This window comes from Pseudomonas sp. B3G-3, assembly GCF_028640915.1.
GTDB lineage: Bacteria > Pseudomonadota > Gammaproteobacteria > Pseudomonadales > Pseudomonadaceae > Aquipseudomonas > Aquipseudomonas chlororaphis_I.
Genome location: NZ_JAQZAB010000111.1, coordinates 1 through 17,462 on the forward strand (window position 1 = coordinate 1; position 17,462 = coordinate 17,462).

The 17,462-nt window shown below is 59.9% G+C and carries 15 protein-coding genes; 5 read left to right on the forward strand and 10 right to left on the reverse strand.

The features are described 5' to 3' along the window. Positions 1-402: 402 nt before the first annotated feature. From PVZ80_RS18865 to PVZ80_RS18880, 4 genes are all read right to left on the reverse strand, one after another. Positions 403-921 (reverse strand): cysteine hydrolase family protein, encoded by a 519-nt coding sequence (locus PVZ80_RS18865; RefSeq protein ID WP_273864356.1) that lies wholly within the window; start codon positions 919-921, stop codon positions 403-405. A 316-nt stretch (positions 922-1,237) separates the two neighbouring features. Beyond that, positions 1,238-1,927 (reverse strand): MgtC/SapB family protein, encoded by a 690-nt coding sequence (locus PVZ80_RS18870; protein WP_273829741.1) that lies wholly within the window; start codon positions 1,925-1,927, stop codon positions 1,238-1,240. A 324-nt stretch (positions 1,928-2,251) separates the two neighbouring features. Then, a complete protein-coding gene (locus PVZ80_RS18875; RefSeq protein WP_273864357.1) occupies positions 2,252-2,713 on the reverse strand; it encodes a response regulator in 462 nt (153 codons plus the stop codon). Positions 2,714-3,200: 487 nt separating this feature from the next. Continuing rightward, positions 3,201-3,743, reverse strand: a complete 543-nt coding sequence (locus tag PVZ80_RS18880; protein WP_273864358.1) for a ProQ/FinO family protein — start codon at positions 3,741-3,743, stop codon at positions 3,201-3,203. Positions 3,744-3,947: 204 nt separating this feature from the next. Here PVZ80_RS18880 and mobH point away from each other — a divergent pair, with 204 nt between their 5' ends. Further along, complete coding sequence (mobH, locus tag PVZ80_RS18885) at positions 3,948-5,807, forward strand: MobH family relaxase (protein WP_273864359.1); 1,860 nt, start codon at positions 3,948-3,950, stop codon at positions 5,805-5,807. Here the strand turns inward: mobH and PVZ80_RS18890 are convergent, their stop codons facing one another. Continuing rightward, complete coding sequence (locus tag PVZ80_RS18890) at positions 5,808-6,989, reverse strand: MFS transporter (RefSeq protein WP_273864360.1); 1,182 nt, start codon at positions 6,987-6,989, stop codon at positions 5,808-5,810. 3 nt (positions 6,990-6,992) lie between these two features. Continuing rightward, complete coding sequence (locus PVZ80_RS18895; protein WP_273864361.1) at positions 6,993-7,694, reverse strand: type 1 glutamine amidotransferase domain-containing protein; 702 nt, start codon at positions 7,692-7,694, stop codon at positions 6,993-6,995. A 149-nt stretch (positions 7,695-7,843) separates the two neighbouring features. Here PVZ80_RS18895 and PVZ80_RS18900 point away from each other — a divergent pair, with 149 nt between their 5' ends. Next, positions 7,844-8,743 carry a LysR family transcriptional regulator gene (locus PVZ80_RS18900; protein WP_273864362.1) on the forward strand — a complete coding sequence of 300 codons (900 nt, stop codon included), beginning with the start codon at positions 7,844-7,846 and terminating at the stop codon, positions 8,741-8,743. 97 nt (positions 8,744-8,840) lie between these two features. Here PVZ80_RS18900 and PVZ80_RS18905 read toward each other — a convergent pair whose 3' ends face one another. From PVZ80_RS18905 to PVZ80_RS18915, 3 genes are all read right to left on the reverse strand, one after another. Further along, positions 8,841-9,098: a response regulator transcription factor gene (locus tag PVZ80_RS18905; protein ID WP_273864363.1), complete on the reverse strand. Its 258-nt coding sequence runs from the start codon at positions 9,096-9,098 to the stop codon at positions 8,841-8,843. A 393-nt stretch (positions 9,099-9,491) separates the two neighbouring features. Next, a complete protein-coding gene (locus PVZ80_RS18910) occupies positions 9,492-10,595 on the reverse strand; it encodes an FKBP-type peptidyl-prolyl cis-trans isomerase (RefSeq protein WP_273864364.1) in 1,104 nt (367 codons plus the stop codon). Beyond that, on the reverse strand, positions 10,592-10,960 hold the full coding sequence (locus tag PVZ80_RS18915) for a hypothetical protein (protein ID WP_273829736.1): 369 nt from the start codon (positions 10,958-10,960) through the stop codon (positions 10,592-10,594). Before PVZ80_RS18915 ends, PVZ80_RS18910 begins: the two co-directional genes overlap by 4 nt. A gap of 727 nt (positions 10,961-11,687) precedes the next feature. Here PVZ80_RS18915 and PVZ80_RS18920 point away from each other — a divergent pair. The 3 genes from PVZ80_RS18920 to PVZ80_RS18930 are packed head-to-tail and all read left to right on the forward strand — an operon-like array spanning position 11,688 to position 16,513. Continuing rightward, positions 11,688-12,944 (forward strand): HlyD family secretion protein, encoded by a 1,257-nt coding sequence (locus PVZ80_RS18920; RefSeq protein ID WP_273864427.1) that lies wholly within the window; start codon positions 11,688-11,690, stop codon positions 12,942-12,944. A gap of 9 nt (positions 12,945-12,953) precedes the next feature. Further along, positions 12,954-15,095 (forward strand): peptidase domain-containing ABC transporter, encoded by a 2,142-nt coding sequence (locus PVZ80_RS18925; RefSeq protein WP_273864365.1) that lies wholly within the window; start codon positions 12,954-12,956, stop codon positions 15,093-15,095. Further along, positions 15,095-16,513 carry a TolC family protein gene (locus PVZ80_RS18930; RefSeq protein WP_273864366.1) on the forward strand — a complete coding sequence of 473 codons (1,419 nt, stop codon included), beginning with the start codon at positions 15,095-15,097 and terminating at the stop codon, positions 16,511-16,513. The genes PVZ80_RS18925 and PVZ80_RS18930 overlap by 1 nt, the downstream gene beginning before the upstream one ends. Positions 16,514-16,620: 107 nt before the next feature. On the opposite strand, the gene PVZ80_RS18935 is transcribed toward PVZ80_RS18930, so the two are convergent. Beyond that, entirely contained in the window at positions 16,621-16,842 is a 222-nt protein-coding gene (locus tag PVZ80_RS18935; RefSeq protein WP_273829733.1) for a hypothetical protein, read from the reverse strand. Positions 16,843-17,462 lie beyond the last annotated feature (620 nt).

Consider the following 17,462-nt stretch of genomic DNA (forward strand, 5'->3'; position numbering starts at 1 on the left):
ACAAAGGCTGAGTACATCCAGTTGGTCGAGGTCGCCATCCCCTACCGCAAGGTCACCTGGATCCACGCGATCGTCGCCACCGAAGCTTCTGACGATGGCGCAAGCCAAAGGAAGGCTGATCAAGCAGTGTACGTACGGACGTCAGCCGACTGAGTGCAGGAGAAGCTGCGCCAGTCATGGGCCCGAATTGGTAGGGTGAAGAGAGCTGGCTCATCAGATGCGCACTGGTGGAACAGTAGCGGGAGCGCTTTGGCCAGGTGCTTTGAGAGGCATAGCCGCCGCGACGATGTTCGCATCTTTGATGCTCAGCGGCCGCTTCACGCTCCATTTAAAGTGCGGGAGTGTCACACGGTGCCATGTGTACACAGCAGCGCATGCGCATTCCCGTAGGTTCAGGCTGCGTTAGAAGCTCCACTCCTCGGCCCGGACCACTTTGCAGAACGGCCCGTCAAGAGTTGCATTGTGATGAGCAACGATCTCCTTAGCCGTCATCACTGGCGTATCTGAGCAGGTATGGCCGTCGGCGATAAGTACCGCATCGAAGCCCAGATCACGTGCAACACGGCAGGTGCTGTCGACACAGTATTGAGTCTTCATGCCAGTGATTACCACACCGGTAGCGCCGCAAGAGCGCAGATTGTCAGCCAGGCCGGTCATTTCGAAGGCGCTGGGCCTGCGCTTTTCGAAGATAACCTCTCCTCCCTGAAGCTTCAGTTCCTGCGCAATCAGCGTCAGCGGGCTGCCTGGTTCGATTGGAGATCCTGCAGGCCCGATGTGGCGTGCGAGAAAAATCGGAGCGCCAGCGCTGCGCGCCTTTTCCATCAAGGCATTCACTGTTTCCAACAGTTCTGTGCAGCGCCATGGCTTCTCGGGGCCGTGAACAAGTCCGACTTGGATGTCGAGGATCAACAGGGCGTACATGGGTGCATCTCCTTACGTGTGAGCCAGCGACGCAGAAGCACAAAAAAAGGCCCTGTCCATCGCTGGCGGGCCTTTGAAGTTCGTTCTGCTATTGGCTCACGACACCTCGCACGCTCCGCTTTTAGCGGTCGTGGTGGTGGTAGTCGAGGTGAAGCAATAGTTGGTCATATATCGACGATAGCAATAACGCAGCGAGCAGACAAGCCAACAGCGGTCGCAGAATGCAAGTGCCGCTGTGACTGCCAAGATGCGCTGCGAGAACAACCTGGCTTTCGACAGGTATGTGTAATGAGCTGGAGGACACCGTTGTGGCCCCTCAAGTGTTTCCGGCATCAGAAGTCCAGCGTGCAGAGTAAGTCTGCGGCCGCAGACTCAAGCTTCCGACCACCTTTTCAACCCGCTCGTCCTCCTGCTGTGTGGAGTAGACGACCGTGTGCACTTCCGAACGTCCGCCATCGCTTTGCCGGCTCTCGACTCCACGAAGCCGCAGATCGTGCGCTCCCAGAGCATTCAGCAATTCGGCCCGCATCATCGCTTCGTCCGAAGAGGCACAGGTCAGCGAGATGTTGTAATAGCGCTCTTCTGGCTCAGCCTCGGGGACATGGCGGTCCACCAGCTTGGCCCCCTGGCGCAATAACAGGTTGGTGACCAGGATCAAGCCTGTCACCGTGCTGGCTTCGGCCAAGAAGCCGTAGCCCATCAGGACTCCCACTGCTCCGGTGGCCCAGATAGTGGCTGCTGCACTCAAGCCCTGGATGTTGAGCCCATTGCGCATGATCAGGCCGGCGCCCAGGAAGCCGATGCCTGTAACCACCTGACTGCCCAGGCGCATGTCCGCCCCGGCGTGTAGCAATGTGGGTAGCGACGTATAGGCCGCCGCCCCAAGGGAGACAAGCGCGTGGGTCACAACCCCCGCATAGTTCTGGCGCCACTGACGTTCGACGCCGACCGCGCCGCCCAGCAGCATGGCCAGCGCCAGGTTGATTGCAATGGAGAATTCACTCATGGTTCGTTATCAGGTCCTCTTACTCTTCTTCAAGTTGCTCATCGGGACGCCAGGAGTAAGGGCTGACGGCCAAGCAGCATTATTGCCCCCCCCCGTTCCACCCAGGCAGCGTCTGACGCAATTGTTGGTATCAGCGGCGCGATAGGGCATGGGACAGTCGAGCTTCGGCATGCGGTGCCTTCGACACAGCAAGTAGGGGAATGGGTAGCGTTGGGTGCACACGGATGGCCTACGCCAGAATTGCGCAGGCGTTGCTTCGTATGGGCTCCGAGCTAGATGGCTTGGTGGTGGTGCTGAGCACGTACCACCAAGCCCAGTGCCTGTTCACGCTTGGTGAGTCGAAGGAGCATTCAAGTGTCGTGTTCGAATGAGCGATTCAATTTCCGGAGACAGGTACTCTTCACCCCGCTGGACGGCCAAAATTGCAGCGGGTAAGTGCTGCGGATCGTCCTTCTTGCTAATGATGCCGCGCACCCCGACGCGCCGGATCGCGTCAAGCTGCTCTCCATCATTCAGTATGGTGAACACGATGAGCCCAAGGTTGGGCCAGTGTTTGCGTATGTAGGCGATCAGCATCATCCCGTCGCCAAACAGTCCTTTCGGCATGTAGTAGTCCGTGACCAGAACGTCACAAGCATGAGTGCGCAGTGCTGGTATCAGATCGGTGGAATCATTCACCGCGCACATCAATTGCACGTCTGGAACATCGTTCAAGACATGTGCCAGGCCGAAGCGAATGACCGCATGATCATCGGCAATGATCACCCGCACAGACGTAGTTTTCATATGGTGTTCCCATCGCGGTCCCTGGCGCAGCAGCGCGACAAGGGGCAGCCCGGAACAACAGGCGAGTCGCACGAATCTAGAGATCACACGAGTTCAAAGTGTGTATTAAGGCTTGCGCCACCTGCATGCGGTCCGCTCAATGCGCCTTTGGGGCCGCTCTATTCACTGACAGGTTGGCGTCTTTGCAGCCATTGATAGTTCATCATCGATGGGGCTGTTGATCCATAAGACCTATCAGAATGCGGGCCAGATGAGTCCCGAAGCAGGGCGACCTTATTCAGATACATCTTAGGAATATGGATGACCGCTGTGATGGGAGGTCGCCGCTGCACAGCACAAAAGCGGCTCATCACCTTGGAGCTACTGCCGTGTGGAACGCCCAAAAAAGGTTTAAAGGGACCAAGGGAAGAGAGACAAGGGGAAAGGCCCTACCTGAAATGGGTAGAGCCGCACCGCGTCGGCCCCGGTGCTGCGCAGGGAGGGTGAGCTAACTCAATTCTTCGGGCGATTCTGCCGAGGTGGAGGACTTCACCACCGATGACTCTGCATCGTTCGAGCCTGGACGCGGTCGTTTTGCCTGGTGCCGCTCTTGTGTGCGCCTTGTAGGACGGGTATTCGCCCGCTGCGCCTGCTCCGGTGTGACAGTCCCCACCGGTTCTCCGTTCAAATTCACCCGCGCAGCATTCTCCACCAAGCTTGACCAGTAGCGGGCTCCTCGGCACCAAGTGGCAATGGCCCGCTTCAATTGCTCGGAGGTAATGCCCAGGCGCTCCAGGTGCTGGACGGCATCCTGATAGATACCCACCTTGAGCGGAACCTTAGGCGCTGGGCTTCTCGGGAAGGCTAGAGGGAAGCTCTTTTGCAAGCGCCAGATCGCTTCCATGGCAGGATCAGCAGGTGCCCGCTTTTTCGCCTTGGATTCTGCGGCCTTCGGCTTAGAACGCCGGACTGGCCTCTGCTCAGCAGGCTTGGAGTTTTCAGCTTGCTCCCGTAGACGGTCACGTAATTCGGCCAGTTGTTCAAATCCCATCGCTTATGTCGCCATACTCAGAAAATATTCCAGGACGAGGTTAACCGATCCTCATCGCCGCGGCACCCGGAATGATGCATGACTGGGGCAGAACGAGGGTGCTCGTCGAATCGCATTGTCAACGAGAGTCCGCTTTGGATTGCGCTATATCGGGAGATACGAAAAAAGGAAAAGGTCCCTCGGGCCGCAGCTACTGGTGCAAGCATGTTCAGCCTGTTCAAGAAGAGGCCCGCCCCGCTCGCCTCTACGACGCCTCCTCCCACTCCCAGCGGCTTCACTCGGCCGGAGCCAGCGCTGGCGCTGCTGGGCACACAGCGCCGACAGATGCTGCTGGAGCACATCTGGCAGCGCACCTCGCTGTCCCGCTCGCAATTCGCCTTGCTGTATGGGCAGCCGCTTGAACGCTATGCGGTGCTGGTGCAGCACTTGCCCGCCTCCGAAAGCCACCACCATGCATACCCCGGAGGAATGCTCGACCACGGTCTGGAGATCGTCGCGTATGCGCTGAAGCTGCGCCAGTCGCGCTTGCTACCGGTTGGCACCACACCGGAGGATCAGGCCGCACAAGCTGAAGTCTGGACAGCCGCCACCGCCTACGCCGCACTGCTGCACGATCTGGGAAAGGTCGCGGTCGACGTGCAGGTTGAGCTCGCCGATGGCAGTACCTGGCGACCCTGGCATGGCCCGCTGGCGCAGCCTTATCGCTTTCGCTACCGCGAGGGGCGCGTCTATCGGGTGCACAGCGCGGCGACGGCTCTGCTGTACACCCAGGTGCTGGACGGCAAGATCCTCGACTGGCTCAGCGAACATCAAGAGGCCTGGTTCTCATTGTTGTACGTGTTGGCAGGCCAGTACGAGCATGCCGGCGTGCTCGGCGAACTGGTGGTCCAGGCTGACCAGGCCTCGGTGGCCCAGGCCCTGGGCGGTGACCCGAGCAAGGCACTCGCTGCGCCGAAGCACGCGCTGCAGCGCAAGCTGCTTGAGGGACTGCGCTATCTGCTGAAGGAGGAGTTCAAGCTGAACCAGCCCCAGGCCTCGGATGGCTGGTTGACGCATGAGGCGCTATGGCTGGTGAGCAAGACTGTGTCGGACAAGCTGCGCGCGCATCTGCTGTCGCAAGGTATTGAAGGCATTCCCAGCAGCAACACCGCGTTGTTCACCATCCTGCAGGATCACGGCATGGCCCAGGCCACAGTGGAGGACAAGGCAATCTGGAAGGCGACGGTGACCGCAGACAACGGCTGGTCGCACACATTTACCTTTCTCAAGCTCGCACCGGCATTGATCTGGGATGATGCCGCCCAGCGTCCGGCGCCATTTACCGGAACTGTCGTTGTAGAGGCCACGGGCGCCGAGAATGAGCAAGAGGGCTCAGGCCCGGCCCCCGCGCCGCCGCCCCTGCAGTCAGAGGGTGTGCCGCTCTCTGCACCAGGAGACGCCATCGCCGATTTGCTCAACATGTTCGAGGTGGACGCAGCGCCGGCCAGGCCGAGTGCGCCTGTCCCAGGATCGGCAATGTCCGAAATGACGAGCTCAGTGGCCGCCCCAGATTTCACCGAGAAGCCGGAATCGGAGCCAATCCCGCAGTTGAAGGTCCTCGCATCGGCGCCATCCGCACCGCTGACGCCAGCAACCGCACCTCTACCCCGCTCCACACCAGAGGGCGAAACGCCCTCAGGCAAGCATTTCCTGGCCTGGCTGATCCACGCAGTGCAAAGCCACAAGCTGGTGATCAACGACGCAAAGGCGCTGGTGCATACGGTCGCCGATACGGTGTACCTGGTCAGTCCTGGCATCTTCCAGCGCTATGCCCAGGAGCACCTGCGCGTGGCGGCGCTTGCGAAGGAAGCACAACTCAACGACTGGCAGTGGGTACAGAAGCAGTTTGAGAAGCTGCAAATCCACCGCAAAAACCCTGATGGGCTCAACATCTGGACCTGCAACGTGACTGGTCCACGCAAGTCGCGCAGGTTGCACGGGTATCTGCTGATCGACCCATCGAGCTTTTTCGTGGAACAGCCCCTCAATAACCCCTACTTAGAAGTAGTTGTCGCGGATAACTGACTATGCCGAATCTGGTTTGGCGGCGCCTATCTGCATGAGCATCCAAATAGTCCCCAGTACGACCACCAGCGCACCGACCCAGGCAGTACTGACCAACCCGGACAACTGCAGCGCAATCCCACCGACAACAGAACCCAGCGCAATACCACCGTTGAATCCGGCAATATTCAAGCCGGCGGCTACTGCAGTAGCCTGCGGCGCATGGTCGTGAGAAAGCGCAATGACCCGGGCTTGAAGTGCAGGTACGGCTGCATATGTCAGCGCACCGAGCAAGCCAGTCAACACGGTCATCGGGAGGAGTGAAGTGGCCGACAGTCCAATAGCAGCAAGCACGACGGCCAATCCGACCAAGACTACCATGACGGCATGGTTCGGTCCCTTACGATCAGCCAACCTTCCTCCCCAGATGTTGCCAACTGCTGCCATCACGCCGTAGCCGAGCATCAAGAGGCTGGCGGTGGCTTCGCTGGTATGAGTGACCTGCAGCAGAAGCGGTGATATGTAGGTGTAAAGCGCAAATGACCCGGCATAGGCCATCACAGTGATACCTGCGCCAGCCAGCAATCTCGGATTAAACATAGCCTTCAGCCCGTCCATGGCATTGGACTGATGAGAGAGGTCCTCGCTGGAATCCGGCATGAGGAACAACAAGCCAAGGAAGCCTATCGCACCACTGACTGATACGGCCATGAAGATCACCTGCCAACTCAGCAGACTACCGAGGTAGGTACCCAGTGGAACACCCAGTGCCAAGGCCAGAGTCAGTCCCCCAAAAACGACGGCTACGGCCGCGCCAGCACGGTGGCGTCCTGCCAATTGTGTTGCGACGCTGGAAGCTACTGCCAGAAACACGCCATGGCCCAGGCCCGATGCAAGGCGCGCCACAAGCATTGGCGTCAGCGCGGTCGATAGACTGACTACCGCATTCCCGACAGTGAACAATGCCATAGCCACCAGCAACAAGCGTTTGCGCGACCAGCGTGAAGCCAAGGCAGTCAGACCGGGGGCGCCGACCACTGCACCCAAGGCATAGGCGGTTACCGCAGTCCCTACCTGGCTGACAGTTGTCTGCAGATCGAGGGAGATAGTGGACACCAGGCCGATGGTGACGAACTCGGTGAACCCCAGGGCGAACGCGCACAACGCGAAGACGTAGATGACGAAGGGCATGCGCTCGTTCATGGCTCAGGCTCGCTCTGTAGAGATTGCGGCCAACAGCGGTAGCATCGCTTCTGCCACTCCTGCTGCAGAAGCAGGATTCTGCCCTGTCACCAGCCTTTCACTCACGACCACCTGCGGCTGAAAGTTCGGAGCGGGAATGTGCTTGGCGCCACGTTTTTCCAACGTGTCCGCCAAGAGAAACGGAACCTTGTCGTGCAGGCCGACGGAACGTTCCTCATCGTTGGTGAATACTGAAACATCCTTTCCGTCGACCAGGTAGTGACCATTGGGCAGGCGGATGTTCACCAGACCCGCCGGCCCATGGCAAACCGCAGCAACCACCCCGCCTCGTTCATAGATCAGGGCGGCGATAGAAGCGATTTCTCTATTGTCGGGGAAGTCCCACATCGTGGCATGCCCGCCGGCATAGTAGATGGCTGCATACTTTTCAGGATCAACCGATGATGGGCTCAGGGTGGACTCGGTCGCTCCGCGAAGTACAGGATCGCTCCAGAACGCCGCATTGAGTGGGTCGTCAAGGTTCAAGCCGTCGACATGGGCTTTGCCGCCCGCCGGACTGACAAAGTCAACACGGTAGCCCGCATCAGAAAGGACGCGGTGTGGGTGCGAGACTTCTGAGAGGTAGAACCCGCTTGGCGCTGCCGGCGCACCGGCAGGCCCTTTTCGATCATGGCTGGTCAACACGAACAAGATGCGTTGTGACATTTATGGACTCCTTGTTAGGTGTATGTGTCCGTCGACGGTGCGAACGGAATGTTGCGAATAGCCTTGGAAACAACCATTTTCTGTCAATTGATTTATCCATAGAAGTGCCTAAAATCGACAAACACTTACACCAAAATGGACTAAATAAAGTGCGCAATGATGACCTAGAGGTCTTTGTGCGTGTGGTTGATAGCGAGAGCTTTTCTGCTGCTGCCCGCAGCCTGCAAGTTGCCCCGAAGATGGTCAGCAAGCAGATTGCCAGGCTTGAGGCCACGCTAGGGGTCACGTTGTTCGAGCGAAACACGCGCAGCTTGCGTATCACCGATGAAGGGCGTGCGATTGCCGAGCGTGCGCGTGTAGCCCTGTCTGTACTGGATGAGTTGGAGGAAATCGCGCGTGGTGGAAGTCAGGAGTTGAGCGGCAACATACGCTTGACTGCACCCTCGCCATTTGGACGGAAATACGTAGCCTCGGCGATCACGAAGTTCTGTCGCTTGCACCCTCGCGTTGGCTTTGATCTTCGCCTGTCCGATCAGGTGCAGGATCTGTATAGCGGCGACTTCGATCTAGCGATTCGCATGGGCGAGCTGGCTGACTCACGCCTACTTGCCAGACGAGTAGCAGACAATCGACGCATCCTCGTTGCCGCGCCAGCCTTCATCGAGGCACATGAACCAATCCAACGACTGAAAGATCTGGAGCGCCTTAGCTGTCTGGTGTTTGCCTATCCGGGGCTGGTCCAGAACACATGGCCGCTGCGCAAGGGGCGCCGCGAGAATTCGGTGGCCATCAATGGAACATTCTGTAGCGACAACGGAGAGGTACTGCGTGAATGGTGTGTAGCAGGCCTGGGGATTTCGCTGCGCGAAACGTGGGATGTGCACGACGAACTACGGAGCGGCCAGTTGTTACGTGTCCTACCCGAATGGGAGGGCGTCTCGTCAAGAATCAGCTTGGTCCGAGCGCGTCGCGAACCGGTCCCGCGACGCTTGATCGCATTTAGCGATTTCCTGGTCGCGCAATGGCAAAACGCGCCTTGGGACGAATGACGAAGAGACTCAGCTGTTCGCCCCACTTTGCGCCGGAAAAGCAACGTTACCCGGCCAGGGCATTGCCCTACGGGGTCGGTCAGATCCGCACATTCTCTCAGCCGATCGCAGTCCGTGGAGAGTGCTCCCTGGTTGGCGGTATTTTGGCAGCCAGCTTCCCATCATTGAGAAGCCGCGAGATCTGCTCGGCAACGGTCGAGACCTCTAGCTTCATGTAGGAATTTTTCCTGTGGGTTTTGACCGTCTCGGCGCTGATCTTGAGTATCGCCGAGATCTCTTTCGAGCTGTAGCCTTTGAGGATCAAGCCCACGACCTCAGCTTCGAGCGGCGATAGGATGTCCTCGACACTGCGCATGCCAATTTTGACGCTCCGGGGTGGGGATACGCCGAGTCAGGAGAGAAAAGGATTGGAGGCACCAGCAAGGGCATTGGATGCAATGCGCTAGGTGGGCCAGGTCAACTACATCGTTGCCAGCCTGGTGCGCAGGTGTTCAAACCGCTGCTGACCTGACCATGACTGGACACTTGCCCCGCTTCGGCTGAGGATAGCCCCTGTTGGCCACTGAGACCGACGAACTACCATGAGTTAGCACTATTGATGCGTTTACAGTGCAACATCAGGTGCGCGAGCTACAGTCACCATCTGAAGCACACACCGGTAGGAACAACGCCGTAGGTATGCCACCTCACCATCGTCGCTGGCGGGACGCGCAAGTCGTTGAAGAACTCGGCGAGGCGGCATTCACTCCTACTTGATGCCGACAATCTTAAGCGTCATGACTACGATCATCCCTGGCGGCACCCCATCGGAGTCCTCAATGAGGTTGGCTGGGACAAGGAATTTGGCAGTGCCACCCAACCCCATTTGGGTAACCACGGTCTGGAACGCGGGCGGCAGCTCCGAAACCTTGTTGCCGTTTGCCGCTGCGGGCGAAAGCACTTCCCCAGTTCCCAGCTTTTCCTCGACCTCAAGCAGGATGTCGCTCTGCGCTGTGACGAGCGGTGTCTTTCCCTTATCCACGACTCGATATATGGTGCCGTCCGGCATCTTGACCGCGCCTTTTTCCTTCAAGGCCTCAGCCAGCAGTGTTTTGCTTATCTTCTCGTTCTTCGAGAGCATTGCGGCGTTCAACTGCTTCTCAACACCGGCAAGCTCGGCTGCGAGCTTATCCTGGGGCACTTGCATCGCGTTGGTTAGCTTGTCGTTGAATCCCTGCGCGAAAGCTGGCACATCAAGCATTCTGTCGATGGAGCGGAGTTTTCGACTTTCGTGAGGTGCGCTGTCGCCATACCAAGCGCCAAGGGCGTAGCTGATCAGCACATCCTTGGATGCCTTGGCGTCGATTGTGATGCGCTTGGCGCTTGACGCATCACTTTTTTCACGAGCTGCTGGCGGCAGATTCTGCTTCTCCATCAATTGCTGGTTGGCCACCTGGAGATCAGCTAACGCCTTGCTCTGTCCTTGTCCTTGCTCAGTCAGGTGCTTGTTCTGTGCCTGCAGTTCGGCAATCTGTTGGCGCAAGCCCGCGTTTTCTTTGTCTGATGCCCCAGCGTCCTTGACAGTAGATCCGCTACCGGAAGATTGCTGTTTCGCGTTCAACAGCGCGAGTTCCGCCTCGACCTCCTGCTTCTTTGCCAGCGCTTCATTCAGTTCCCGCTTCAACTGGTCGAGTTGTTTAGCTGAAGGCGATACGGGTGGCGGAGCGAGGGCTGGAGTCGAAGGGCTGGGTGAGCCATCACCTATGATGGATTCCTCCGCCAGCCTGTCCAAAAGGCTGGTTTCGGCCAAAGACGCACTTGCGCCAGATAGCAAGAGCGCACCGCACAGTACAGCACCGAGGGGCTTGCTCATAGCCGGTCCTGCAATGTTTGTGCACGCTGCATCATGTTGATGTAAATGGCATTGTTGATTCGAAAGCAAACCAGCGAAAGCAGCCTGTCGATTTCGGTCTGCATGACCTCTGCCGCCTTGCCGTCAATTGCAGAAGCATTCGCTTTGTAGAGATTGTTGTTTTCGTTGATCGCATTCAACTGCGCCTTATAGGTTTCATAGGCGCCTGGATTCAAGCTCTTGAGCGCTGCAAATTCCTGATAGCACTGTTGGTTTTTATCCGCGGTATCGGCATCTTCGGTGGCGAGGGCGGCGGGACGGGTACTGCAGCCTGAAAGGGCCATCGCAGCGGCTAGAATCGCAGCGCCCACAGGAAGAAATTTCATAGGTTCGTAATCCACAGGATGAATACAAAAAACGCCCGCCGGATGTGGATGGCAAATCGCAGCACTGCACATCTGCCATGTTGACCGCATCGAGTTTGAGGAAGGGCGCCTCTAATTGATCAGTAGGATTGGATTACAGTAGGCAACGGCCTGGATATTCGGAAACATCCTGCTTTTGCGCGGAATGATCCTGATCCGATATGGGAGAGCCTTACTAATTGCGGCAAGGAATCTCTCTGGCGGATCTGGCCTCGGGCAAGCACTTCCTCGCCTGGCCGCACCATGAAGGGCAGAGTTGCATGCTGGCGATCAGCGACGCAAAGGCGCTGCAACACCCCACATCAGGAGTTCACCGGTACGCAAGCGTAGGCACTCCCGCTTGAGCATTGGGGATCGCCGATACCCATAGAGATACTTCCGCACCGGAATCCAGATCATTCCGGCGAATTCTCAAATTCATCCTACAGCCAGTAGCTGTACGGCCAACGCCATGCCTGTAAAAATTCTGGTTGACGACGTGCCGGGGCTGTCCCGCGCGTAATGCCTGACCTTGCCCCTGCCTCGGCACCAGCCCCACCGCATCCAAGTCACTCGCGTGGGACTGGGCCAAGCTGGAGAACCTCAGCGGTTAGAGCTCAACCAACGAATCGCTCGTTACGGATATGTGCAATTGCGCATGTAGTCTCGAATGCGCAACAGGAACATACCGACGATGACCGGGACCCCATTGTTCCGCCAGGAAGCCCTCGACGCCCAGCACGCCACAGACCTGGGCCAGATCGTGCTGATCCGCCCGGCCTCCTTCACCTTCCTCACCTTACTGGCCACGGCGATGGCGCTGCTGGTGGTGAGTTTCTTCCTGTTCGGCAGCTACACCAAGCGCAGCACCGTCAGCGGCCAGCTGGTTCCGGCCAGCGGCCAGGTCAAGGTGCACGCGCCGCAGGCAGGCATTGTGCTGCAGAAGTTTGTCGAGGAAGGCCAGACGGTGACGCTCGGCGAACGCCTCATACTCCTCTCCAGCGAGCGCTACGGTGGCGACACGGGACCGGTGCAGGCCGGCATCAGCCGCCAGTTGGAGCAGCGCCGCGATTCCCTGCGCGACGAGTTGGATAAGCTCCGTCAACTGCAGGAGGACGAGCGCGACAGCCTGACCAGCAAGGTCGCCAGCCTGCAGCGCGAGTTGGCCACCCTCGCCGCGCAGACCGATAGCCAGCAGCGCCTGCTGGCCCTGGCCAGCGACGCCGCCACTCGCTACCAGGGGTTGATGGACAAGGGCTACATCTCCATGGACCAGCTCCAGCAGCGCCAGGCCGAACTCCTTGGTCAGCGCCAGACCCTGCAAGGCCTGGAACGCGAGCGCACGTCCCTGCAGCAACAGTTGATCGAACACCGCAACGAACTCGCCGGCCTTTCTGCGCGGCAGGCCAACCAGCTTGCGCAAACTCGTCGCCAGCTCAGCGCGGTGGAGCAGGACCTGGCGGAAAGCGAGGCCAAGCGCACACTGCTGGTCACCGCGCCGGAAAGCGGCATCGCCACCGCCGTGCTCGCCGAGGCCGGGCAGACCGTCGACAGCTCGCGTCCGCTGCTGAGCATCGTCCCCGCCAACACCCCGCTGCAGGCCGAGCTCTACGCGCCAAGCAAATCCATCGGGTTCATCCGTCCGGGAGATGCGGTGCTGATCCGCTACCAGGCCTACCCGTACCAGAAGTTCGGCCAGTACCACGGCAAGGTGCAGTCGATCTCCCGCACCAGCGTCTCCTATGCCGAGCTGTCGAGCATGGTCGGCGGGGTGCCGGGGCTGGGCCAGGATGGCGAGCAACTGTACCGCCTGCGGGTGGCGCTGGACGACCAGGCGGTGACCGCCTACGGCCAGCCGCGAGCACTGCAGAGCGGCATGCTGCTCGAGGCCGACATCCTCCAGGACACCCGGCGCCTCTACGAGTGGGTGCTGGAGCCGCTCTACAGCCTGACCGGCAAACTCTAGGAACGACCCATGGCCTTTCTCGATGCTCTCGCCCTACGCCTGGGCCGCCGCCTGCCGCTGGTGCTACAGACTGAAGCCACCGAATGCGGCCTGGCCTGCCTGGCGATGATCGCCGGCTACCACGGCTATCACACCGGACTGATGGAGCTGCGCCGGCGTTTCTCTATCTCGCTCAAGGGCAGCTCTCTCAAGCAGTTGATCCAGGCCGCCCACCGCCTCGGCCTGGGTAGCCGCGCGGTGAAGCTCGATCTCGCCGACCTGGGCAAGCTCAAGCTGCCCTGCGTGCTGCACTGGAACTTCAATCACTTCGTCGTGCTGAAGGCGGTCGACGGCCGCGGTGTCGTGCTCCACGACCCCGCCCACGGCTTGCGCCGGCTGGGCCTGGATGAGGTGTCACGGAGTTTCACCGGGGTGGCCCTGGAGCTGTGGCCGGAGAACGGCTTCGAGAAGCAGCAGGCGCCACCGCGGATCAGGTTGCTGGGCATGCTTGGCAAGGTCACCGGGCTGTACCGCTCGCTGGCCCAGGTTCTGCTGCTGGCCGGCGCATTGGAGGTCTTCTCGCTGATCAGCCCGTTCTTCCTGCAATGGAGCATCGACAACGTCATCGTCAACGAGGACCGCGACCTGCTCAGCACCCTGGCCATCGGCTTCGGCCTGCTGCTGGTGATGCAGCAGGCGGTCAGTGGGGTGCGCGCCTGGGTGATGATGCACATGAGCACACTGCTCGGCGTGCAGTGGCAGGCCAACGTCTTCAGCCACCTACTGCGCCTGCCCACCCAGTACTTCGAGAAACGTCACCTGGGCGATGTTATGTCGCGCTTTGGCGCAGTGAACAGCATCCTGCAGACGCTGACTGCGGCCTTCCTGTCGGCCGTGCTGGACGGCCTAATGACGATCGCGACCCTTGCCATGATGCTGGTCTACAGCCCACCACTGGCGGCCATCGCCGTCGCCGCCATGGGCCTCTACGCCCTCGGCCGCTGGATCTGGTACCGACCGCTACGTAACGCCACGGAAGAGCAGATCGTCCACGCTGCGCGCCAACAAAGCCACTTCCTCGAGACGGTGCGCGGCATCCGTTCGCTGAAGCTGTTCCAGCGCCAGGATGAGCGCCGCTCGGTATGGCTCGGGCTCCTCGTGGAACAGATCAACGCCGACCTGCGCACACAGAAGCTGCAGCTGTTCTACCAGCAGCTCAACGGCCTGCTGTTCGGCGTGGAAAACCTGCTGGTGATCTGGCTCGGCGCGATCATGGTGATGGACGGCCAGCTCAGCGTCGGCATCCTGATGGCGTTCAACGCCTATAAGTCGCAGTTTGACAGCTGCGTCGGCAGCCTGATCGACAAGTTCTTCGAACTGCGCATGCTGCAGTTGCAGGGCGAGCGTCTGGCCGACATCGTGCTCCACGCCACCGAGGTGAGCAATGGCGACCTGCTTGCGGAGAACCTTCGCGAGCGCGAGGCGAGCATCGAGATCCAGGGCCTGTGTTACCGCTACTCAGAGCAGGAACCCTGGGTCCTCGACGGAATCGACCTTCGTATCAGCGCCGGCGAGTCGGTGGCCATCGTCGGTCCCTCGGGCTGCGGCAAGAGCACTCTGTTCAACGTCCTGCTCGGCATCCTGCCACCGACGGCGGGACAGATCCGCGTGGCCGGCCTGGAACTCCCGCAGTTGGGTCTGGACGGATTGCGCGAGCTGGTCGGCACGGTGCTGCAGGACGATGTCCTGTTCGCCGGTTCGCTCAGCGAGAACATCAGCTTCTTCGATCCGCAGCCGGACATGCCTTGGCTGGTCCAATGCGCGCAGATGGCCGATATTCACGAGGACATCCAGGACATGCCGATGGGCTACAACACCCTGGTCGGCGACATGGGCACGGTGCTCTCCGGCGGCCAGAAGCAACGGGTGATGCTGGCCCGGGCGTTGTACAAGAAGCCACGGATCCTGTTCCTCGACGAAGCCACCAGCCATCTCGACGTGCACTGCGAGCAGCGGGTCAATGCTGCCATCCGCGCACTGCGCATCACCCGCATCATGATCGCCCACCGTCCGGAGACCATCACTTCGGCGGATCGCGTGATCGTTCTGGATCAGGGAAGGGTGGCGCGCGACGAATGCACAGAGCGCTGGGCGACTGGAGTACAAGTCTGATGTCCCGCCTGCCTCCCGTGCTATTGCTCACCCTGTTCTGCGTCGCGCCGCACGCATGGGCGTATGAGCCCGACGTCTTCAGTACCGGCCGTCTGGTCGCCGATCGTGCCGTGCGGCCGGCGGCCGGGAACAACCTGCATTGTCGAGGGGGCTCGCTACCGGCAAAGCTGGGATTGGAGGAAGCCATCGAGCGCATCCTCTGCCACGACCCCCAGACCCGCCTCGCCTGGGCCAACGCCAAGGCACAAGCGGCTGAGGTAGGAATTAGGCAGGCGGCCTACCTGCCACGCCTGGATGGGCGCCTCGATGCCAGCCGAGACTACAGCGCCACGAACTACCAGGACGCGAGCGATATGTCGGGCGACGGCACGCGCCGACGGCGCAGTGCCAGCCTTGAGCTGAGTTGGGTGCTCTACGACTTCGGCCGTCGCAACGCCGCTCTGCGCGGCGCCCAGCAATTGCTGCTGGCGGCCAACGCCAGCCAGGACGCGACCCTGCAGAACACCTTTGCCCTCGCCGCCCAGGCTTACTTCGATGGTCTCGCCGCCCAGCGCCGCCTGACCGCCTCGCGGCAGGTGGTGGACCTGGCCACGCAGAACCTCGAAGCCGCCGACGCCAAATACAAGGCCGGAGCCGCGGCACTGGCCGATCGCCTTCAGGCGCAGACCGCGCTATCCCAGGCGAGCCTGACCCAGATCCGCGACGAAGGAGCCCTGACCAATGCCCTGGGTGTCATCGCCCTGAGGATGGGGCTGCCGCCGGATACTCCGCTACATCTCTACAGCGAACTGGACGTGCTGCCCGACACAGGTTTCGTCAAGGCCATCGACGAGATGCTCGCCATCGCGCGACGTGACCATCCGGCAATGCTAGGCGCCAAGGCACGGCTGCAGGCAGCCGATGCGTCTCTGGAGGAGGCTCGTGCCAGCGGTCGGCCGAGCCTTGCGCTCATCGCCAACATGGCGCGTAGCCGTGCAGACCAGTCACAGGCGTTTGGTGGCAACACCCGCGATCAAGGTCGCAGTATTGGACTGGAGCTGCGCATCCCACTCTTCGAGGGATTCGCACACAACTACTTGATTCGGGATGCGGTGGCACGGCGCGAGGCCAGCGAAGCAGAGTTGGCAGATACCGAGCAGCGGGTTTCGCTCGAAGTATGGAATAACTATCAGGCCCTCAGCGTAGAGACAAGAAGCCTGGCCCGCACCCGCGAACTGGTCGAGCAGTCGAGGCAGAGCCTGGAAGTAGTCCAAGGGCGCTACCGATCAGGGGTGGGCAGCATGGTCGAGATGCTGAACGCATTGACCGTGTACGCCAGCGCCGAGGACCAGCACATCATGGCGCTCAGCAGTTGGCAGACCTCACGTCTTCGCCTGGCAGCCAGTCTCGGGCGGCTGGAGTTCTGGGCGTTACGATAGGCGAATTTCTCCTTCCGACGCCCCAGGAATGTACTGCCGATACAGAAGCCAAAAGGCCGGTACTTATAGAAGTACCGGCCGGCGATTTGCGGAAAGCCGTCAGATCTTTAGAACGGCCAGTTCGGGGTCTTCTTGATCGGCCAGTTGGGGTTGCCGTCTTTCGAGATGCCATTGATTACAATACCGACCCCGTCGCCTCCCTTCTTACCACCGCTACCTGGCAGGCCGATATTAATGCCTTCTAGACCGCTATTGCCGTTGATTCCACCTTTGATGATGAGCCCAGCGCCGCTCACGGCTGAGATTTCGGAATCATTAAGAGTACGCATGGTTCTACCTTCGATAGTCATATGAATTTCAAATCGACACTTCGAGGTCACCGGCTCCAGTGGTCAAATCGAGTACTAGTGACCTCAAGTACTCACAAGTGTGGCAGAGAAGCAATTGCACCCAACATAGGAGGCATCTGAACATCGGGGCGGAACCCTCCTGTCTTGTTGCGAGCTGCCTGGGAGCAACCTCATGTGTGCGGATATGCGGACAAGTTCACGATACGCCGCTACTTAGATCCCCTCCTCAGGAGCCCACTGCCAGTGAGGAGTCGCCACGAGAGCATCAAAGGAGCGCTGCTCCGAATGCTCACGTTCGGTGGTCGTCCGCCGCTTTCGCGCCGAGGGTCGACGCTTCCCCAGCACTGGACCACTCGCACGTGCCACCATCCGCACACAGGCCGGTGTGAGCGATGCCGTGGATGCGCCCTGAGCAGAGGCTTCCTTAGCCGTCTAAGCTCCAGCAGACACACTCAATCAATGCAGAATTATGGATAGGGTGTGTGCAAGGCATTCGACAATCCTCGATTGATTCTCGTCAAAGAGCGCATAGAATGCGCGATATCGACCATCTTCATGCTCATCAGAGACGGGAAAATGGTCATGCTAACTCATCCTAT